At 71.3% G+C, this 18,469-nt stretch carries 20 protein-coding genes and 1 rRNA gene; 7 read left to right on the forward strand and 14 right to left on the reverse strand.

Annotated features, from left to right (window positions below; genetic code table 11):
• The first annotated feature begins 43 nt into the window (after window positions 1-43).
• Window positions 44-1,690 carry an acetolactate synthase gene (locus KME79_RS33370; RefSeq protein ID WP_219548970.1) on the forward strand — a complete coding sequence of 549 codons (1,647 nt, stop codon included), beginning with the start codon at window positions 44-46 and terminating at the stop codon, window positions 1,688-1,690.
• A gap of 4 nt (window positions 1,691-1,694) precedes the next feature.
• Here KME79_RS33370 and KME79_RS33375 read toward each other — a convergent pair whose 3' ends face one another.
• A complete protein-coding gene (locus KME79_RS33375; protein ID WP_219548972.1) occupies window positions 1,695-3,257 on the reverse strand; it encodes a serine/threonine-protein kinase in 1,563 nt (520 codons plus the stop codon).
• A 245-nt stretch (window positions 3,258-3,502) separates the two neighbouring features.
• Here KME79_RS33375 and KME79_RS33380 point away from each other — a divergent pair, with 245 nt between their 5' ends.
• Window positions 3,503-3,883, forward strand: a complete 381-nt coding sequence (locus tag KME79_RS33380; RefSeq protein ID WP_246640840.1) for a thioesterase family protein — start codon at window positions 3,503-3,505, stop codon at window positions 3,881-3,883.
• On the opposite strand, the gene KME79_RS45605 is transcribed toward KME79_RS33380, so the two are convergent.
• The 7 genes from KME79_RS45605 to KME79_RS33410 form a co-directional block, all read right to left on the reverse strand.
• Window positions 3,873-4,085 (reverse strand): biotin/lipoyl-binding carrier protein, encoded by a 213-nt coding sequence (locus tag KME79_RS45605; RefSeq protein ID WP_148029334.1) that lies wholly within the window; start codon window positions 4,083-4,085, stop codon window positions 3,873-3,875. The two genes, KME79_RS33380 and KME79_RS45605, sit on opposite strands and share 11 nt — an antisense overlap.
• A 33-nt stretch (window positions 4,086-4,118) precedes the next feature.
• Complete coding sequence (locus KME79_RS33385) at window positions 4,119-5,489, reverse strand: acetyl-CoA carboxylase biotin carboxylase subunit (RefSeq protein WP_308249151.1); 1,371 nt, start codon at window positions 5,487-5,489, stop codon at window positions 4,119-4,121.
• Window positions 5,490-5,622: 133 nt separating this feature from the next.
• On the reverse strand, window positions 5,623-6,882 hold the full coding sequence (locus tag KME79_RS33390) for an HD-GYP domain-containing protein (RefSeq protein ID WP_219548974.1): 1,260 nt from the start codon (window positions 6,880-6,882) through the stop codon (window positions 5,623-5,625).
• Window positions 6,879-8,234: an HD-GYP domain-containing protein gene (locus KME79_RS33395; protein ID WP_219548976.1), complete on the reverse strand. Its 1,356-nt coding sequence runs from the start codon at window positions 8,232-8,234 to the stop codon at window positions 6,879-6,881. Before KME79_RS33395 ends, KME79_RS33390 begins: the two co-directional genes overlap by 4 nt.
• A gap of 225 nt (window positions 8,235-8,459) precedes the next feature.
• Window positions 8,460-9,398, reverse strand: a complete 939-nt coding sequence (locus KME79_RS33400) for an NAD-dependent epimerase/dehydratase family protein (protein ID WP_148029331.1) — start codon at window positions 9,396-9,398, stop codon at window positions 8,460-8,462.
• A gap of 9 nt (window positions 9,399-9,407) precedes the next feature.
• The gene (rsrA, locus tag KME79_RS33405; RefSeq protein WP_148029330.1) at window positions 9,408-9,674 is read right to left on the reverse strand and encodes a mycothiol system anti-sigma-R factor; all 267 of its coding nucleotides are present in this window, start codon (window positions 9,672-9,674) and stop codon (window positions 9,408-9,410) included.
• On the reverse strand, window positions 9,671-10,276 hold the full coding sequence (locus KME79_RS33410) for a sigma-70 family RNA polymerase sigma factor (protein WP_261808837.1): 606 nt from the start codon (window positions 10,274-10,276) through the stop codon (window positions 9,671-9,673). Before KME79_RS33410 ends, rsrA begins: the two co-directional genes overlap by 4 nt.
• 233 nt (window positions 10,277-10,509) lie before the next feature.
• Between KME79_RS33410 and KME79_RS33415 the strand changes: the two genes are divergently transcribed.
• Window positions 10,510-11,247 carry a class I SAM-dependent methyltransferase gene (locus KME79_RS33415; protein WP_148029329.1) on the forward strand — a complete coding sequence of 246 codons (738 nt, stop codon included), beginning with the start codon at window positions 10,510-10,512 and terminating at the stop codon, window positions 11,245-11,247.
• Window positions 11,248-11,251: 4 nt separating this feature from the next.
• Here KME79_RS33415 and KME79_RS33420 read toward each other — a convergent pair whose 3' ends face one another.
• On the reverse strand, window positions 11,252-11,584 hold the full coding sequence (locus tag KME79_RS33420; protein ID WP_148029328.1) for a TraR/DksA family transcriptional regulator: 333 nt from the start codon (window positions 11,582-11,584) through the stop codon (window positions 11,252-11,254).
• A 158-nt stretch (window positions 11,585-11,742) separates the two neighbouring features.
• Window positions 11,743-12,489, reverse strand: coding sequence for an SOS response-associated peptidase (locus KME79_RS33425; protein ID WP_148029327.1), 747 nt, complete (start codon window positions 12,487-12,489; stop codon window positions 11,743-11,745).
• Between the two features lie 93 nt (window positions 12,490-12,582).
• On the opposite strand from KME79_RS33425, the gene KME79_RS33430 reads away from it, so the two are divergent.
• The 3 genes from KME79_RS33430 to rsgA are packed head-to-tail and all read left to right on the forward strand — an operon-like array spanning window position 12,583 to window position 15,641.
• Complete coding sequence (locus tag KME79_RS33430) at window positions 12,583-13,230, forward strand: Uma2 family endonuclease (RefSeq protein WP_219548978.1); 648 nt, start codon at window positions 12,583-12,585, stop codon at window positions 13,228-13,230.
• A gap of 28 nt (window positions 13,231-13,258) precedes the next feature.
• Window positions 13,259-14,548, forward strand: a complete 1,290-nt coding sequence (gene aroA, locus KME79_RS33435; RefSeq protein ID WP_219548980.1) for a 3-phosphoshikimate 1-carboxyvinyltransferase — start codon at window positions 13,259-13,261, stop codon at window positions 14,546-14,548.
• A 34-nt stretch (window positions 14,549-14,582) separates the two neighbouring features.
• Entirely contained in the window at window positions 14,583-15,641 is a 1,059-nt protein-coding gene (gene rsgA / locus KME79_RS33440; protein ID WP_246640841.1) for a ribosome small subunit-dependent GTPase A, read from the forward strand.
• 7 nt (window positions 15,642-15,648) lie between these two features.
• Here the strand turns inward: rsgA and KME79_RS33445 are convergent, their stop codons facing one another.
• On the reverse strand, window positions 15,649-16,092 hold the full coding sequence (locus KME79_RS33445) for a DUF4442 domain-containing protein (RefSeq protein ID WP_219548982.1): 444 nt from the start codon (window positions 16,090-16,092) through the stop codon (window positions 15,649-15,651).
• A gap of 100 nt (window positions 16,093-16,192) precedes the next feature.
• On the opposite strand from KME79_RS33445, the gene hisN reads away from it, so the two are divergent.
• Window positions 16,193-16,975 carry a histidinol-phosphatase gene (gene hisN, locus KME79_RS33450; RefSeq protein WP_148029323.1) on the forward strand — a complete coding sequence of 261 codons (783 nt, stop codon included), beginning with the start codon at window positions 16,193-16,195 and terminating at the stop codon, window positions 16,973-16,975.
• Here the strand turns inward: hisN and KME79_RS33455 are convergent.
• The 3 genes from KME79_RS33455 to rrf form a co-directional block, all read right to left on the reverse strand.
• Entirely contained in the window at window positions 16,972-17,757 is a 786-nt protein-coding gene (locus KME79_RS33455) for a fructosamine kinase family protein (RefSeq protein ID WP_219548984.1), read from the reverse strand. The genes hisN and KME79_RS33455 overlap by 4 nt on opposite strands.
• Complete coding sequence (locus KME79_RS33460; RefSeq protein WP_246640842.1) at window positions 17,744-18,226, reverse strand: low molecular weight protein-tyrosine-phosphatase; 483 nt, start codon at window positions 18,224-18,226, stop codon at window positions 17,744-17,746. The genes KME79_RS33455 and KME79_RS33460 overlap by 14 nt, the downstream gene beginning before the upstream one ends.
• 141 nt (window positions 18,227-18,367) lie before the next feature.
• A 5S ribosomal RNA gene (gene rrf / locus KME79_RS33465) occupies window positions 18,368-18,469 on the reverse strand; the annotation flags it as partial.

The raw sequence follows: 18,469 nt of genomic DNA on the forward strand, positions 1-18,469 counted from the left end.
TGAAGGCTGTTTACTCATGTGACTCATTGGTAAGTTCCGGGCTATGGAGTCTGCGAAGCACGCCGGTGACGCCGCCGTCGCCGTGTCCAAGGCCTATGGTGTCGAGACCATGTTCACCCTCTCGGGAGGACATGTCTTCCCCCTGTACGACGGCGCCCAGCACGAGGGCATGCGCATCCTCGACGTGCGCCACGAACAGAGCGCGGTGTTCGCCGCGGAGGCCACCGCCCGCCTGACGAGGAAGCCCGGCCTGGCGGTGCTCACCGCGGGCCCCGGCATCACCAACGGCGTCAGCGGCGTGGCCACGGCCCACTTCAACGGCTCGCCGGTGGTCGTCATGGGCGGGCGGGCCCCCCAGTCCCGCTGGGGCAGCGGCGCCCTGCAGGAGATGGACCACCCACCGCTGCTGGCCCCGATCACCAAGCTGGCGTTCACCTCCTCCGGCCCCGAGTCGACCGGCCAGGACGTCGAGATGGCCTTCCGCACGGCCGTGGCGCCGCACCGGGGGCCCGTCTTCCTCGACTTCTACATGGACCACCTGTTCTCGCCGTCGCCGGTGCACGAGCCGCAGACGCAGACGCCCTCGCCGCTGGAGCCCGACCCCGACGACCTGCGCGCCATCGCCCGGCTGCTGGCCGAGGCCGAGCGCCCGGTCCTGGTGTACGGGTCCGACGTGTGGATGGACCGGGCCGAGGAGGCCGCCCGCGACTTCGCCGAGGCGTGGCGGCTGCCGGTCATCCCCAACGGCCAGGGCCGCGGCATCCTGCCGGCCGGCCACGAGCTGCTCGTCACCCGCGCCCGCGGCCAGGCGTTCGCCAAGGCCGACCTGGTCGTCGTGATCGGCACCCCGCTCGACTTCCGGCTCGGCTACGGCTGGTTCGGCGGCAAGGACGGCGCGCCGCTGGCCAAGGTGGTGCACATCACCGACGCCCCGTCCCACCTGGTCACCCACATGCCCCCGGCCGCCTCCACCGCCGGCGACCTGTCCGTGGTGCTGTGGAGCCTCGGCGACGCCTGCGGCGAGGCGGGCGTCAAGCCCTCCCGCTACGCCGCCTGGCTGTCCACGCTCGCCGACACCGCCTCCGCGGCCATCGCCGGCGACGCCGACCTGCTGGCCGCCGACACCGACCCGATCCATCCCATGCGCATCTACGGCGAGCTGGGCAAGGTGCTCGCCGACGACGCGGTGGTCATCGGCGACGGCGGCGACTTCGTCTCCTACGCCGGCAAGTACGTCGAGCCCCGGCAGCCGGGCAACTGGCTCGACCCCGGCCCGTACGGCTGCCTCGGCACCGGGCTCGGCTACGCCATCGCCGCCCGCCTGGCCCGCCCGTCCTCCCAGGTGGTGCTGCTGCTCGGCGACGGCGCCGCGGGCTTCTCGCTGATGGACGTCGACACGCTCGTACGGCACCGCCTGCCGGTCGTCATGATCTGCGGCAACAACGGCATCTGGGGCCTGGAGAAGCACCCCATGCAGCTGCTCTACGGCTACGACGTGGCGGCCGAGCTGCAGCCGCAGTGTCGCTACGACCAGGTGGTGACGGCGCTGGGCGGCGGCGGCGAACTGGTCACCCACCCGTCGGAGATCGGGCCCGCGCTGCGCCGCGCGTTCGACTCCGGCATCCCGTACATGGTGAACATCGCCACCGACCCGCAGATCGCCTACCCGCGCAACACCACGGGGGTGTGAGGGGCTAGTTCTTGGGGACCGGCGTGACCGAGGCGCTCGGAGTGGACGAGGGGCAGGGGTCGATCGGGATGAGGACGACCTTGACCACCTTGCCCACGATGAGCTCCTCCCCGCCGTCCGGCCAGCTCTGCGCGACCTTCAGGCACTCCTCCTTGACCTTGCCGCCGGTCTGGTCGTCGGCGTAGATCTTGAACCCGGAGGCGCTGAGCATGGACTTCGCCTGCGGATACGGCAGGTCGACCACGTAGGGCACAGGCTTCTTGGGCTTGGGAGTCGTCGGGGTGGCGGAGGGCGTCTTCGACGGCGTCACCGTAGGGGTCGCCGTGGGAGTGGGGGACTGCGACGGCTTCGTCTCCTCGGGCGTCGGCGTCGTCTCCGGGCGGACCGGCGTCTCCGTCGTCGGAGTGGGCCTGGGCTTGGGCGGCTTCGTGGTGGTCTTGGCGGGGGCCGGCTCGTCGGTGACCTCGGCCGGCTGGCTCATCGCCACCTTGTCCGGGTCGGGCGGCGGCACCGTCTCACCGCTCATGTTGGTCAGCGCGACCGCGCCCGCGCCCACCCCGACCACCAGGGCCGCGGCCAGGGCGGCCACCAGACCGCCCCGGCGGGGCGCCTTGGCGGCGGCGCGGCGGCTCTGCCGCGGCCCCGCCACCGTGGTCGCCTCGGGGGCCTGCATGGCGCCCGTCTGATAGGACGCCACCGGCGGGGGCATGGTGGCGCCCGTCGACGGCATGGACGGCTGGGCGGGCGGCAACTGGCCGGCGGCGATCATGCGCGCCGCCTCGCTCATCGCCCGGGCGCTCGGGAAGCGCCGCGCGGGGTCCTTGGACAGCGCCTGCTCCACCAGCGCGCGCACCGGCGGCGGGATGTCGGGAGGCAGCGGCGGAGGCGCCTCCCTGATGTGCTTGAGCGCGATCGTGACGGGGCTGTCGCCGTCGAACGGCCGCTGCCCTGCCAGGCACTCGTAGGCGACCACGCCGAGCGCGTAGATGTCGACCGCGGGTGTGACCGGGGCGCCCTCGGCCTGCTCGGGCGCGCAGTAGGCGGCGGTGCCGAGCACCATGCCGGCGTCGGTGAGCCGGTTGCCCAGGTCGGAGCGGGCGATGCCGAAGTCGGTGAGCACGAGCGTGCCGTCGCGCTGCACGAGCAGGTTGCCCGGCTTCACGTCGCGGTGCACGATGCCCTGGTCGTGGACGGCCTGCAGGGCGGACGCGGCCTGCGCGATCAGCTCCATGGCAGGCTGGGGGGCGATCCGGCCCAGGCGGGTGAGCAGCCGGTCGAGCGGCTCACCGTCGACGAACTTCATCACCAGGTAGACGGTGTCGCCGCTCACGCCGTAGTCGTAGACGTCGACGACCCCGGAGTGGTTGATCGTGGCCATCGCCCTGGCCTCGGCCTGGAAACGGGCCAGGAACCCGGGGTCTTGCATGCGGCCCGGAAGCAGCACCTTTACGGCGACGGTCCGGGCCAGGACGGTGTCCTCGCCGCGCCAGACCTCGCCCATGCCGCCCGCGCCGATGCGGGTATCCAGACGATACCGCCCGGCCAGCGTCGTCCCTTGGGCCACCATGACTTCCCCCGCTACCCCTCTACCTCTCGAACCTCGCCCACCCCAGGGTTCTCCAACAAAGCGGACTTGTGTCGCGGTGAGGTAACACAGAGGTCACGGAACTTCGAGAGAGTACGACTCACCCTTCTCACACGCCACACAAATGCCATAAGCCGTACAAACCCTATCCTGCGGCCTCGGGGTCATGCTTGTCCCCGTTTTGCACCAGATCTCGATGCCCGTAGTCGACTACTAGGCTTGGACACATGACGCTCGCTCCAGGTCTGCGCGCCCAGCTGATGATCATGGTCGAGGTGGAGGACACCGCGACGAAGATCGGCAGCGGCGACGTGCCCGTGCTCGCCACACCGCGCCTGCTGGCCCTCGCCGAGCAGGCCACCGTGCGGGCCGTCTTCGACCACCTGGAGCCGGGCGAGACCTCCGTGGGCACCCGCGCCGAGCTGGAGCACCTGGCGGCCAGCCCGGTCGGCACCCACGTCGAGATCGAGACCGAGCTGACCGCGGTCGACGGCAGGCGGCTGACCTTCGGCTTCCTCGCCCGCGACAGGCACGCGGTCGTCGCCCGCGGCACGATCGAGCGGGTCGTGGTCGACCGCGACAGGTTCATGAGCCGCGTCACTCGATGACGGCGATCAGGTCGCCTTCCTGGATCACGTCGCCCTCGGCCACCTTCAGCCGGACCACCACGCCGTCGTCCTCGGCGAGCACCGGGATCTCCATCTTCATCGACTCGAGAATGACCAGCGTGTCGCCGTCGGAGACCGCATCGCCCTCCTTGACGACCACCTTCCAGACGTTCGCCACCATCTCCGCACGGACCTCAGCCACCGCGACTCCCTTCGAGGAAATGATCCAACAATGTCATGCGGGCCTGCCGCCGCGCATCCGCGCCACCAGACCCGTGTCGTAGTCACCCTTGACGAACTCGCGGTGCTCCAGCAGCTCCGCGCAGAACGCCAGGTTGTTCTTGGGACCCTCGACGGTGAAGCTCGCCACCGCCTTGCGGGCCCGCTCCAGCGCCTCGGTACGGGTCGGCGCGTGCACGCACAGCTTGGCCATGAGCGGGTCGTAGAACGGGGTCACCGTGTCACCGGCCGCGTAGCCGGAGTCGACCCGCACCCCGTCGCCGGTCGGCTCGTCCCACACGGTGATCGTGCCGGGCCCGGGGAAGAAGCGCTTCGGGTCCTCGGCGTAGACGCGGAACTCGATCGCGTGCCCGGCCGTCGCCGTCGTCACCTCGGGACACTCCCCCGCCGCGACGCGCAGCTGCAGCTCCACCAGGTCGAGCCCGGTGACCAGCTCGGTGACCGGATGCTCCACCTGGAGCCGGGTGTTCATCTCCAGGAAGACGAAGTCCTGCGCGTCGGCGTCGACCAGGCACTCGACGGTGCCGGCGCCGAGGTAGCCGACCGCCTCCCCGGCCCGCACGGCCGCCGCGAGCATGCGCTCGCGCAGCTCGGGGGTCAGCCCGGGTGACGGCGACTCCTCCACCACCTTCTGGTGGCGGCGCTGCACCGAGCAGTCGCGCTCGCCCAGCGCCACGACCTTGCCGCCGGGCAGGCCCAGGATCTGCACCTCGACGTGGCGGGCCCGCTCGATGTAGCGCTCCAGCAGGATGGCCGGCCCGGCCGGCGCGTCGCCCGCCGCGAACCGGGCGGCCGCCCTGGACGCCTGCTCGAACGCCTTGGCCAGCTCGCTCTCGTCGCGCGCCACGCTCATGCCGATCCCGCCGCCGCCCCCGGCGGTCTTGACCATCACCGGGTAGCCGATGCTCCGGGCGGCCTCCAGCGCCAGGTCGAGGTCGGTGGCGGGCTCGCGGGTGCCGGCCGCGACCGGCACGCCGGCCGCCTCCATCAAGTTGCGCGCGTTGATCTTGTCGCCCATCCGGTCGATCGCCTCGGGCGACGGCCCGACCCAGACCAGCCCGGCGTCGATCACGGCCTGCGCGAACCGGGCGTTCTCCGCCAGGAACCCGTAACCGGGGTGGACGGCGCGGGCTCCGGTCGCCCTGGCCGCCTCCAGCACCTTGGCCGTGTCGAGATAGCTCTGCGCGGGCGCGGCCGGGCCGATCAGCACCGCCTCGTCGGCCTCACGCACGAACGGCAACCCCGCGTCCGCCTCCGAGTGGACCGCCACCGCCCGCAGCCCCAGCCGCTTGACGGTACGGATGATCCGGCGGGCGATCTCTCCCCGGTTGGCGACCAGAACAGGCCCCAGCGACTCAGTCAGCACGGAGCAACCCTACGGCTCCCGCACCCCTGATCCCTTTCCCTCGACACCACCGATCCGGACAACCGGTTCTGTAGGATTCCTACAATGGTGAGCTCACGGAAACCCGCTAGCGGCCCGGCTCACTGCGCGACCCCTACAGCCGCAGCAGCAGGCGGCCCGCCACGCGGGCCAGCGCCTCGACCGCGTCGGCATCGTACGCGACCCCCGCGCCCAGCCTCAGCCGTTCCAGCGCGGCGCTCGCCCGGTCGCGGTCGGTCGACCCGCCCAGCAGGTCGTCGTAGGCGTTGACGACCTTGATGATGCGGCTGGCCAGCGGAGGGTCCTCGCTCACCGGGTCGCACTGGCGGCTCACCAGGTCGGCCACCCGGTCCAGCACCCCTGTCTGCCTGATCACCTCGGCGCCCAGCTCGGCGATGCGCCGGGCCTGGTCGGGCTCGGCGACCACGGTGGCGCCGCCGGGGATGGGGTCGCGCAGCGAGAGCTGGCCGATGTCGTGCATCAGCGCGGCGTACTCGAGCTCCAGCAGCTCCGGCTCGGCCATGCCCAGCTCCCTGCCGACGGCCACGGCCAGGCGGCTCACCCTGCGCGAGTGGCCCGGCTCGACGTAGCCGCCGACCTCGGTGACCCTGGACAGGGCGCGCACGGTCTGCAGGTAGGTGGCGCGGATCCCGGCGTACTTGCGGAAGGCCACCTGGGTGACCAGCAGCGGGGCCGCGAACACGAGCAGCGCCACGAGGTCCATGCTGTGCGTGGCGAGCGCGAGCAGCACCCCGGAGGAGGCCACCGCGGCGCCGAGCGGGAAGGCGACGTTGAGCTCGTCGCGCAGCGCCACCCGGAAGGCCGTGCGCACCTGCTCGGCCCTGAGCATGGCCGCGATCAGCATGTCGATCAGCAGCATCAGGCCGATCAGCACCACCATCACGCCGAGCGCCGGCCACCAGGTGCCGCCCTCGCCCTGGGTCAGCCAGTAGAGCGGATCGGCGAGCGGCCTGAAGGCGGCGGCCAGCAGCGCGCCGGTGAGCAGACGGCGGGCCATCGCGTCGAGCCGGGGCGGGCGGCCGACCGCCAGGTGGGGCAGCGCGCCCGCGATCATGCCGACCGCGATCACGGCCACGACCTGGAGCGCGGAGTGGTGCAGCTGGACCTGGCTGAGGTCGAGCAGCAACGTGTAGCCGAGCGCGGCGGCGGCCCCGATCGGGGCGACCTCCCGGTTGCCCGGCATGGTGAGCCTGGCCAGCTCGCCGGCCGCGATCAGCGCGCCGAACCCGACGGCGATCTCCGGCCGGTCGAGCCCTTCGGCCGAGACATGGGCGATGCCCGCCAGGGCCACGGCGCCCGCGGTGCAGATGAGCAGCAGCTGACCCGTGCGGAGCCGCCGGAGCGCGCGGGTCACTGCCCGGTCACCACTTGGATGGGCATGGTGGGGTCGTCGTGGTCCTTCGTGGGGGTCTCGGCGGCGTCGGGCGGCGGCAGGTCGACGCGCCGCGGCGGCTGCCACGGCTCGCGCTCCAGCGCCCGCACGAACGCCGCCACCATCACCGGGTCGAACTGGGTGCCCGCCCCCTTGCGCAGCTCCTCCACGGCCACGCTGACGGGCCGCGCGCCGCGGTAGGAGCGGACGGAGGTCATCGAGTCGAACGCGTCGGCCACCGCGATGATCCGGGCGAACTCCGGGATCTCGTCGCCGGCCAGCCCCATCGGGTAGCCCTTGCCGTCGTGGCGCTCGTGGTGGTGCATGATCCCGGCGAACGCCTCGTCGAGGAAGTCGATGCCCTGCACGATCTCCAGCCCGCGCATCGGGTGGAGCTGGATCGCGGCGAACTCCTCCTCGGTGAGCGGCCCGTCCTTCTGCAGCACCTTGGTCGGCACGCCGAGCTTGCCCACGTCGTGCAGCATGCCCGCGTAGCGGATGGCGCGCATCCGCTCCACGCCCATGCCGACCTCCTCGGCGATCATGCCGGACGCCAGCGACACCCGGGTGCAGTGGCCTCGGGTGTAGTAGTCCTTGGTCTCCACCGCCTGGCACAGCGCCGCGATCGTCGCGTCGTACGAGCGCTGCTGCGCGTGATACTGGCCGAACGCCCAGCGCGCCACGAACAGCGGCACCAGCACCAGCACCGCCGAGATCGACTGGATGGTCGCCCACAGGCCCGCCACCAGCAACCCGAACGTGCCGTAGCCGAAGTAGGACAGCAGGAACTGGGCCAGCCCGCGCAGCGGCATCTCGACCGGCCTGACGCGGGTCGCCAGCCGGACCATGGTGAGCGTGAGCAGGATGTTGAGCGGCACGAACACCGCGGTCGCGCCCACGTACGGGCCGATGAGGTCGTCGAACTCGTGGACCTCCGGCACGCCGATCGCGCCGCCGAGCCAGACGTAGACGAAGCCGGCCGCGTAGCCGCAGATGGCGAACTGCGCCCCGTTGAAGACCCGCTTGATGAGCGGCAGCCCGGGCCGCACGCTCAGCACGGCGGTCAGCCCCACCAGCGCCGCGCCCTCGGGCCCGATCAGCACCACAGCCGCCAGCGCCGCCGAGAAGCTGACCGACACCGCGAAATGCTCCACGGTCAGCAACGTCGGCATCGACTCGCACACCAGGAACAGGAGCATGAGCACGAGCAGGACGTCGAGCTTGCCCGCGACGGCCGAGCCCCCGGGCGCGACGGCGCTCCACCCGACGAGCCCGGCCACCGCGCCGATCAGGGCGACCAGGTAGACCCTCGCGGGCCACGGCAGATCACGCATTGCGGCCCCCAACGCACGTTCAGGTCCAGGAAACCCCGGGGGGCGTGGCCATGCCCACCAGGAACGCGGCCACGGGGGTGATGAGCACGACGGCCGTGAACAGCCGGGCGATCAGTGGCTTCAACATGCGCTGGCCTCCACGTCGATTTCTGGGGCTCACGCTACAGAAGACGGCGCCCGCAAACCGGCCGAGTCACGAATCGCAAGCAAAGTGTAATCGAACAACTACCTGCGGCGACTTCTGGCCCATTCGACCGTGTTCTTCACGCCTGTGGACAAATCAACGCGCGGCTCCCAGCCGAGGCCCTCATAGGCGGGCACCGGGTCGACCGCCATGGCCGGCAGGTCGCCGGGCCGCGGCGGGGCGAAGCCCGGCTTGTCGGGCGCGCCGGCCGCGTCGGCGATCAGCGAGTGAAGTCTGCGGTCGGTGGTCTGGATGCCGGTGCCGAGGTTGAACCGGCGGCCGTCGCCGGCGGAGCCGCACGCCCGGACGAAGCCCTCCACGACGTCGTCGACGTAGACGTAGTCGCGGGTCTGCGTGCCGTCGCCGTAGACGACCGTGGGAGTGCCGCCGAGCAGCGCGTCGGTGAAGATCGACACCACTCCCGCCTCGCCTTCGGGCGACTGGCGGGGCCCGTAGACGTTGGCCAGCACGAGCGTGGTGTATTCCATGCCGTACAGGCCCCGGAAGGCGGCGAGATAGGTCTCGCCGCTGAGCTTGGAGGCGGCGTAAGGAGAGCGCGGGTCGGTGGGGGCGCCGGCCGGCACGGGGATCGTCTGCGGCCTGCCGTAGACCGCGACGGACGAGGCGAACACCACCTTGCGCGCGCCGCCCTCACGCGCGGCGGTGAGCACGGCGGCGGTGCCGGTGACGTTGAGACTGGCGTCGAGCACCGGGTCGGCGACGCTCTTGCGCACGCTGATCTGCGCGGCGAGATGGCAGACGACCTCCGGCCTCAGCTCGGCGGCCAGGGCGACCAGGGCGGGGTCGCGGATGTCGAGCTCATGCAGCCGGAGCCGGCCGGTCCCGGTCGCCTGGGCGAGGTTGTCGCGGCCGCCCGAGGACAGGTCGTCGACGACGGCGACCTCATGCCCTTCGGCGAGCAGACGGTCGACGAGATTGGATCCGATGAACCCGGCACCCCCGGTGACAAGCACGCGCATGGGGAGATCCTAGTCGGACAGCTCGGCCCTCACCCGTGCGATACGCGCCAGCACTTTGTCGCGCAGGTCGTCGGGGACCGGATCGCAGCCGCACTTCTTGGCGACGAGCTGCTTGATCGCCTTGTCGAGGTCGTACTCCTCCAGGCAGGGGCCGCACTCGTCGAGATGCACGCGGATGTCGGCGACATCTCCGGCGGTCAGCTCGCCGTCGAGGTACTCGTAGACCCTGTCGAGCACCTCACGACAGTCGGTCTCATGCGGCTTGCCACAGCTCATTTCGATCCCTCCGTCGGGACCAGGCCCCGCTCACGAGCGTAATCCTCCAGAAGACCGCGCAACTGTCTGCGCCCGCGATGGAGCCTGGACATCACGGTGCCGATCGGAGTGCCCATGATGTCGGCGATCTCCTTGTAAGGAAAGCCCTCGACGTCGGCGAGGTAGACAGCGATCCGGAAGTCTTCGGGCAGCGCGGCCAAGGCCTCCTTGACGTCGCCGTCGGGGAGGTGCTCGAGCGCCTCGACCTCAGCCGACTTCAGCCCGCTGGAGGTGTGGGAGCCGGCCCGCATGAGCTGCCAGTCTTCGATCTCCTCGGTGCCGGCCTGCTTGGGCTCGCGCTGCTTCTTGCGGTAATTGTTGATGAAAGTATTGGTGAGGATACGGTAGAGCCACGCCTTGAGGTTGGTGCCTTCCTGGAACTGGTGGAAGGACGCGAACGCCTTGGCGAAGGTCTCCTGCAGCAGGTCCTCGGCGTCGGCGGGGTTCCGGGTCATCCGGAGCGCGGCCGAATAGAGCTGCTCGAGGTAAGGCATGACATCACGCTCGAACCGCTCGCCCCGCTGTTCCAGAGTCTCCGCGCCTGTCGCGGGCACCGGACCCACCCCCCTAAGATCACCGGTGACCAGCTGTGGCGGGACACCGTACTCAGGGGAGGATACCCGTTCGCCGGTGACCGGGCGGTCATCGGGGAGGGCGTCGAGCAAAGTGAGCATGCTCCTCGCAACACGCCCGCGTCTTCGTCTGTTCCCGCAAGATAGAAGGTGACGAACAACCCGGTGCGGGGAAAACCATACGTACCGGCTGGTAGCCATTTTCCGGAACCCAGGAGTCGCGCGTGCTGCCCATTCCGGCCGAGGAACTCAACGGCTCAGGAACGCTGGGGCCGTACTGGACCTTTTACCACGCCGTCGTCGCCGAACAGCTCAGCAGATGGCTCCCCGCCCAGCCCTCGGTCGTCCTCGACCTGTCCGGCGGCCGCGGCCGGTGGTCCAGCCAGGCCGCCCGGGCGGGTCACCGGGTGATCGAGGTGCTCGACTTCCGCCGGACCTCCGAGGGCGTCCGGCTGCGGGAGGCGGGGCTGGTCCGCCACGTGCGCGCCGACGACCTGTCCTTCCTGCCCGACGAGAGCGTGGACGCGGTGGTCGCCGAGGAACGCGCGATGTCGATCGAGCTGATGGCCGAGTCGGCGATGAGCGACGTGGCCCGCGTGCTCAAGCCCGGCGGGCGCGCCCTGGTGTGCGTCGACTCGCTGGTGCTGGGCATGGCGATCCTGGCCGAGCAGGGCCAGTGGCAACACCTGCGGCAGACCGGCGAGGTCATGCTGGTGCCGTGGCCCGACGGCAGCATCACGCGCTGCTTCAGCAGCACGCAGCTGCGCGAGCTGCTCATGGGCGCCGGCCTCGACGTCGAGTGGGTGCGTCCGCGCACGGTGCTGTCGCCCTCGACGGTCGACCACGTGCTCGGCTCCGACACGCGCACCCTGTCCTACCTGGTGCGCACCGAGCTCGACGCGCGTCCGGACGAGGACGACACGGTCGGCATCCACCTGGTGGCCAGCGCCCGCAAGATCTGAGCGGTCAGCGCCTGCGCTCGCGCTTGCCCTGGCACTGCACGCACCGCGACGCCTCCGGGCGGGCCTCCAGCCTGCCCTCGGGCACCAGCGCGCCGCAGTCGACGCACCGTCCGTAGGTGCCTTCGTCCAGCCTCTTGATGGCGTCGACCACCGCCCTGCGCTGCGTCGTCGCGACGGTCAGCATCGCCCTGGCGCGATCGGCGTCGGTCAGGTCGGAGCCCGCGTCGGCGGCTGAGTACTCCCGGATCGCCACCGGGTCGCCCTGCAGCACCCCGATCGAACGGTCGAGTTCGGCGAGCATGTCTTCCAGTCGCTCACGAGCGGTCGCGGCGTCCACGGATCCGCACCTCCGGGAAAGTGAGGGCAACCCGCGACGGGAGCTCCCCGGTAATCCCGCGCGGTGCGATTGAGGGGCATGTGATAAGCAGTGACACCGCGTACACGCATGCCATTGCTTTCCTCACCGGATGCCCGCTTCACACGCTCCTTACACCTTCAGAAAAGCGCGCTTTCCCCCTCCTCCGGAAGCGGCTCGACGAGGCCGGGGCCGTTGTTCCTGACGTTGTTGACGTCGGTGCCGACGGGATGGGCGGTGAGCCTGCCCGGCTGGGCCGGCACCAGCAGCCGCTGCGCCTGCTCCGTGTCGGTGACCTTCGGGTCGAGCCACTCGCCCCAGCGCTCACGCTCGATCATCATCGGCATGCGGTCGTGGATGCGGCCCAGCTCGTCCTCCGCGTCCGTGGTGATCACCGTGCAGGTGACGAGCCACTTCAGCGGGTCGTCGTCGGCGCGGTTCGGGTCCTTCCAGAACTCGTACAGCCCTGCCATCGCCAGGACCCCGCCGTCGGACGGATGGATGAAGTACGGCTGTTTCTTCTTCTTGTCGCCCTCGACCGGCATCCACTCGTAGTAGCCGTCGGCGGGCAGCAGACAGCGCCGCTTGGCGAACGCCTGCCGGTAGGACGGCTTCTCCGCCAGCGTCTCCGCCCTGGCGTTGATCATCCGCGACCCGACGGACGGGTCCTTGGCCCACGCCGGCACCAGCCCCCACTTGACCACCCTCAGCTGCCGCACCGCCCGCTCGGCGTCCTTCGGCACGCGGCTCAGGACGGCGTAGACGTTCTTGGTCGGCGCCACGTTGTAGTCGGCGCCGAGCTCCTTCTCAGGGTCGGCGTCCTGCTCCACCTGGAACTCCTCGAGGAGCTGGTGCTTGTCGCGCGCCGACGCGTATCTCCCGCACATTCCTCCACACTGCCACGTCCATCATTCGCTCGCGTGTACGAGTCGCATGCGCAATACTCTGAGTATCGAAAAGGACACGAAGGGATACGGACGATGGTGACGACTTCTCGCAAGACTCACGGATGCCCCGCTCCGTCTCCCGAGCCGGAGGTGTCCGCCACGACCGGCGAAGTCCCGCCCGCCCCCGCGGGCGAAAAAGAGCTCACGACCCTTCGCGACGTCTACGACGCCCTGGTCGGCCGCACGAAGATGCGCGCCGAGATCATCGACGGAAGGTTGATAGTGAGCCCCCTAGGCACCCCCGAGCATCAGGTCATGATCGGCAAGCTCGTCCTCGCGCTGGGCGCTCGAGCGAGCGAGCGCGGCTGGGTGATCGTCCCCGGCCTGAGCATCTGCATGGACGGCAGCCGCGATCCCTACGAGCCTGACTTCGCCCTCTACCCACCGGACGCCCCTCGATGGGGCGCCCGGGAGGTGTACGCGAGCGGGCTGATCATGGTCGCCGAGACCGTCTCGGCAAGCAGCACCCATGACGACAGGGAGCACAAGCCCGGCATCTACGCGACCGCCCGCATCCCGATCTACCTGCTCATCGACCCCATCGCGGAGCCCGCTCAGGTCACCGTGTTCAGCGAGCCGAAGGACGGGCGCTACACGATCTCCACCAGCGTCGACCTGGGCAAGGAGATCCACCTCCCCGACCCCGTCGACTTCCTGCTCGACACCGCCGTCTTCCTGTGACGGCGCGGCGGGCCAGTAGGCTTTGAGCATGCCTGACGCCCACTGGTCCGCCCCGCACGCCGACGCTCCCGTCTCGGCGTCCGTCTCGCTGCCCGGCTCGAAGTCGGTGACCAACCGGGCGCTGGTGCTCGCCGCACTCGCCGACGGTCCCTGTGTCGTACGCCGCGCGCTGCGCAGCCGCGACGCCGACCTGATGGCCGGGGCGCTGCGGGCCCTCGGCGCCACGCTCACCGCGTCGGCCGAGACCGCCTCCAGCGTCGACTACACGGTCACGCCGGGGCCGATCCGCGGCGGCGCGCGCATCGACGCCGGGCTGGCCGGCACCGTCATGCGGTTCGTGCCGCCGGTGGCCGCCCTCGCCGACGGCCCGGTGGCGTTCGACGGCGACCCGCACGCGCGCAAGCGCCCGATGGGCCCGATCCTCGACGCGCTGCGGGCGCTCGGCGCGCGGGTCGACGGCGACGCGTTGCCGTTCACCGTCCACGGGCCGCTCACCGGCGGCGAGGTGACGGTCGACGCCTCGGCCTCGTCCCAGTTCGTCTCGGGCCTGCTGCTGACGGCCGCCCGGTTCGAGAAGGGGGTGGCGGTCCGCCACGCCGGCCCGCCGGTCCCCTCGCAGCCGCACATCCAGATGACCGTCCACATGCTCCGCACCGCCGGCGTCCGGGTCGACGACCACGAGCCCGACGTGTGGCGCGTCGAGCCGGGGCCGATCGCGGCCCGCGAGTGGGTGGTGGAGCCCGACCTGTCCAACGCGGCGCCGTTCCTGGCCGCCGCCCTCGTCACGGGCGGCACGGTGACGGTCCCCGGCTGGCCGCTGGAGACCACCCAGCCGGGCGACACGCTGCGCGACCTGCTCGCCCGGATGGGCGGCGACGTCCGTCTGGAGTCCGCCTCAGGCGGCGTCGCCGACCTCGTCGTGAGCGGCACGGGAGAGATCGCCGGGATCGACGCCGACCTGCGCGAGGTGGGCGAGCTGACCCCGACCGTCGCCGCGCTGGCCGCGCTCGCCGGCACGCCGAGCCGCCTGCGCGGGATCGCCCATCTGCGCGGCCACGAGACCAACCGGCTCGCCGCGCTCGTCACCGAGATCAACCGGCTCGGCGGCGACGCCGAGGAGACCGCCGACGGGCTCGTCGTCCGTCCCCGCCCGCTGCGCGGCGGCCTCTTCCACAGCTACGACGACCACCGCATGGCCACGGCCGGCGCGGTGATCGGCCTGGCCGTTCCCGGCGTCGAGGTGGAGAACATCGCGACGACGGGTAAGACCCTTCCGGAGTTCGCCGACATGTGGGCCGCCATGCTGGGCGACCGGTGACCGCCGTGCGCGGATACCTCCCCCTTCCCGGGGTATGCGGCCCCTCTGGACGAGCCGGCGAGGTCATAGGAGTGGACCGCTGAGAAGGCGGGAGTACGACGAGGACGACGTACGGGTCAGGCCGGGCAAGGGCTCCAGGCCGCGGACCCGCATCCGCCCTGCCCACGACGACGCGGAGCAGGGCTTCGTGGTGGCGGTCGACCGGGGCCGCTACACGACACTGGTGGAGGCCAGGCGCAAGCAGCAGCGCCGCCTGGTGGTGGCCATGAAGGCGCGCGAGCTGGGCCGCAAGGGCATCGTGGTCGGCGACCGGGTGGCGCTCGTGGGCGACGTCTCCGGCCGGCCCGACACGCTGGCCAGGGTCGTCCGGGTGGAGCCGCGCACGTCCATGCTGCGGCGCTCGGCCGACGACACCGAAGACACCGACGGCATCGAGCGGCCGGTGGTGGCCAACGCCGACCAGCTCGTCATCGTGACGGCGCTGGCCGATCCGCCGCCCCGGCCACGCATGATCGACCGCATCCTGGTGGCGGCGTTCGACGCGGAGATCGACCCGCTGCTCTGCCTGACCAAGTCCGACCTGGCGCCGCCGGACGACCTGGTGGCCCAGTACGCCCCGCTGGGGGTGCCGCACGTCGTCGTCCACCGGGGCGGCTCGCTGGACGAGTTGCGCGACCACCTCAAAGGGCGCATCAGCGTGCTGGTCGGGCATTCGGGGGTGGGCAAGTCGACGCTGGTCAACGTGCTCGTCCCCGACGCGAACCGAGCCGTGTCACAGGTGAACGCCGTGACCGGGCGCGGCCGCCACACCTCCACCTCGGCCGTCGCCCTCGAACTGCCCGAAGGCGGGTGGATCATCGACACGCCCGGTGTCCGCAGCTTCGGCCTTGCCCACGTGTCGGTGGAGACGGTCCTGGCCGCCTTCCCCGACCTGGTGGAGGGCACGGTCAAGTGTCCCAAGGGCTGCACCCACCTGACGGAGGGCTGCGCCCTGGACGCCTGGGTGGCCGCCGGTCACGCCGACACGGCCCGCCTGCGGTCCCTCCGCCGCCTCCTGGCCAGCCGGGAAGGCGCGCTCGACGACAGCCCGTGACCAGACCTCAGCGGGAAGGGCGCAGGGTCCAGGAGACGGTGAGGGTGGCCACCACCGTGCCTTCCTCGTTCCGTACCTCGACCTCGACGTCGAACTCCGGCCGCTCACCGGCGTCCAGCCGCCCCACCACCTCCTCGCGCGCGGCCAGCAGCCGCGCCGACGCCACGATCTCGCCCTTGGCCAGCTTGAGGTAGCGGACGGTCGACGCGGTGGCCAGGGGAACCGCCCGATTGAGCTGGTCGCCGAAGGCCGTGAGCATGGCGGCGCCGGACGCCGACTCGGCCAGGGTGAACAGGGCGCCCGCGTGCGGACCGCCGACATGGTTGTGCAGGTCGGCCCGGTCCGGCAGGCGGCAGACGGCGCGCCCGTCCGCGGCGGAGTCGAAGGTGATGCCGAGAGTGCGGGCGAAGGGCACGGTCTGGAGCAGCAGATCACCGACGTCAAGTGACATGCCCGCATGCTACTAGCCGGTAACCGAAAATCGGGCTTATCAGAAAAGCCGCCGCGGGTGACTGCTGTTCGGCACAGGCGGCACGGTAGCGTGACACTTCGTGCAGGGATACCACGATGACCTCCGTCTCGCCCACGTCATGGCCGACGCCGCCGACGACCTGACGATGCGGCGCTTCAAGGCGGTCGACCTCAAGGTCGAGACCAAGCCGGACCTCACCCCGGTCAGCGACGCCGACCGCGCCGTCGAGGAGTCGATCCGCGGCACGCTGCGCCGCGCCAGGCCGCGCGACGCGGTGGTGGGTGAGGAGTTCGGCAAGACCGGCTGGGGGGCCAGGTCGTGGATCGTCGATCCCATCGACGGCACGAAGAACTACGTGCGCGGGGTTCCCGTCTGGGCGACGCTGATCGCGCTCATGGAGTACGGCAAGGTCGTGGTCGGCCTGGTGTCGGCCCCGGCGCTGGGCCGGCGCTGGTGGGCGGCGACCGACGGCGGCGCATGGACCGGCAGGAGCCTGACAAAGGCGACCCGGATGCGCGTGTCGTCCGTCTCCAGCCTCGGCGACGCGTCCTTCTCCTACTCCAGCTTCAGCGGCTGGGAGAAGACCGGCCGCCTCGACGGCTTCCTCGACCTGGGCCGCTCCTGCTGGCGCACTCGCGCGTACGGTGACTTCTGGTCGCACATGATGGTGGCCGAAGGGTCGGTGGACCTGTCGGCCGAGCCGGAGCTGTCGCCGTGGGACATGGCGGCGCTCACGGTCATCGTCGAGGAGGCGGGCGGCCGCTGGACCGACACGGCGGGCGTGCGCGGCCTGGAGGGCGGCAGCCTGGTGTGCACCAACGGCCTCCTGCACGACGAGGTCATCAGCCGGCTCAACTCCTAGAGCGCGAGCACCTTCGCCACGGCGTCCATCAGGCTGCCGTGGTACGCGCCGCCGAACAGCACCACGTGCACGAGCAGCGGATGCAACTGGTGCAGCGGGACCCGTTCGCGCCAGCCGTCCGCGAGCGGGGCCTCCTCCTGGTACGCGCCCAGGATCCGGTCCAGGTACGGCGCCCCGAACAGCGCGAGCATGGCCAGGTCGGTCTCCCGGTGGCCGCCGTGGGCCGCGGGATCGATCAGCACGACCCGGCCGCCCGACCACAGCAGGTTGCCGCTCCACAGGTCGCCGTGGATGCGGGCGGGCGGCTCCGGCTCCCCGGCGACCTCGGCGAACCGCGCCACCGCCCGCTCGACGAGCGCCAGGTCACGGGACGGCAGCCGGGCCGTCCGGGCGAACGGCAGCACCCGCCGCTCCGCGTAGAAGGTCGGCCAGTCGCCGGCGGGCGCGTTGTCCATCGGCAGTTCCGCGATGAACCCCGGCCAGGGCGCGCCGAAGGCGTCCGCCCCGGCCCGGTGCATGAGCGCCAGGTCGCGGCCGAAGCGCTCGGCCGCGGCGGCGCTCGGCGGCTCCTCGTCCACCCACGACAGGACCAGCCGGTCCGCACCGGCCTCGATCACCTCGGGCACAGCGATGACCTCGCCCAGCCAGCGCAGCCCGGCCGCCTCGGAGGCGAAGACCGGCGAACGGGCTCCCGTCTTGGCGAACACCACGCGGCCGTCGTCGAGCACGCCCCTCTGCAACCGCCAGCCGTGGGACGTGCCCAGGTCCTCAGTCGATCTCATCGGCGATGTGCTTGGCGATGCCCACGGACGCGGCCTCCACCAGGGTAAGCACCTCGATGAACCCTTCCTCGCCGCCGTAGTACGGGTCGGGCACCTCGGCGCCGGCAGGCGCGTCAGGGTCGAAGGAACGGAACAGCCGCACCTCCACGCCGGAGGACGCCATCCGGCTGAGGAACGCCCGGTTGTCGCGGTCCATGGCCAGCACCAGGTCGTAGCGGTCGAACCAGTCGGCGGTGAACTGCTGGGCGACGTGCTCGGATCCGTCGTACCCGTGAGCGGCGAGCACCCGCAGCGCCCGCTCGTCCATCGGCCCGCCGACGTGCCAGCCGCCGGTGCCGGCGCTCTCCACGATCACCTGTTCGCCCAGCCCGTGACCGTCCAGCACCTTGCGGAGCACGGTCGCGGCCATCGGGGAGCGGCAGATGTTGCCCATGCAGACCACGCACACGCGGTAAGTCACTGAAGTCATACCTCCATCATGGGGCCGGTCCGGAGTGCCGGTCGTCCGTTCGCCCTCGCGGAGCCGGAACGTACCGGTGTGATCGCGGTGGCCCCGAAAACAAGAAAGGCCCCGAAGCCGTAGCCTCGGGGCCTTTCCCATATGAAAATTGTCCGGCGGTGACCTACTCTCCCACACCCTCCCGAGTGCAGTACCATCGGCGCAGAGAAGCTTAACTTCCGGGTTCGGAATGTAACCGGGTGTTTCCTTCCC

Source organism: Nonomuraea harbinensis (assembly GCF_019396385.1).
In the GTDB taxonomy this organism is placed as follows: Bacteria; Actinomycetota; Actinomycetes; order Streptosporangiales; family Streptosporangiaceae; genus Nonomuraea; species Nonomuraea ferruginea.

Coding starts and splice junctions, on each gene's coding strand:
- KME79_RS33370 (WP_219548970.1), top strand. CDS start 44: ATGGAGTCTGCGAAGCACGCCGGTGACGCCGCCGTCGCCGTGTCCAAG.
- KME79_RS33375 (WP_219548972.1), bottom strand. CDS start 3,257: ATGGTGGCCCAAGGGACGACGCTGGCCGGGCGGTATCGTCTGGATACC.
- KME79_RS33380 (WP_246640840.1), top strand. CDS start 3,503: ATGACGCTCGCTCCAGGTCTGCGCGCCCAGCTGATGATCATGGTCGAG.
- KME79_RS33395 (WP_219548976.1), bottom strand. CDS start 8,234: ATGCGTGATCTGCCGTGGCCCGCGAGGGTCTACCTGGTCGCCCTGATC.
- KME79_RS33400 (WP_148029331.1), bottom strand. CDS start 9,398: ATGCGCGTGCTTGTCACCGGGGGTGCCGGGTTCATCGGATCCAATCTC.
- rsrA (WP_148029330.1), bottom strand. CDS start 9,674: ATGAGCTGTGGCAAGCCGCATGAGACCGACTGTCGTGAGGTGCTCGAC.
- KME79_RS33425 (WP_148029327.1), bottom strand. CDS start 12,489: ATGTGCGGGAGATACGCGTCGGCGCGCGACAAGCACCAGCTCCTCGAG.
- KME79_RS33430 (WP_219548978.1), top strand. CDS start 12,583: ATGGTGACGACTTCTCGCAAGACTCACGGATGCCCCGCTCCGTCTCCC.
- aroA (WP_219548980.1), top strand. CDS start 13,259: ATGCCTGACGCCCACTGGTCCGCCCCGCACGCCGACGCTCCCGTCTCG.
- rsgA (WP_246640841.1), top strand. CDS start 14,583: ATGCGGCCCCTCTGGACGAGCCGGCGAGGTCATAGGAGTGGACCGCTG.
- KME79_RS33445 (WP_219548982.1), bottom strand. CDS start 16,092: ATGTCACTTGACGTCGGTGATCTGCTGCTCCAGACCGTGCCCTTCGCC.
- KME79_RS33455 (WP_219548984.1), bottom strand. CDS start 17,757: ATGAGATCGACTGAGGACCTGGGCACGTCCCACGGCTGGCGGTTGCAG.
- KME79_RS33460 (WP_246640842.1), bottom strand. CDS start 18,226: ATGACTTCAGTGACTTACCGCGTGTGCGTGGTCTGCATGGGCAACATC.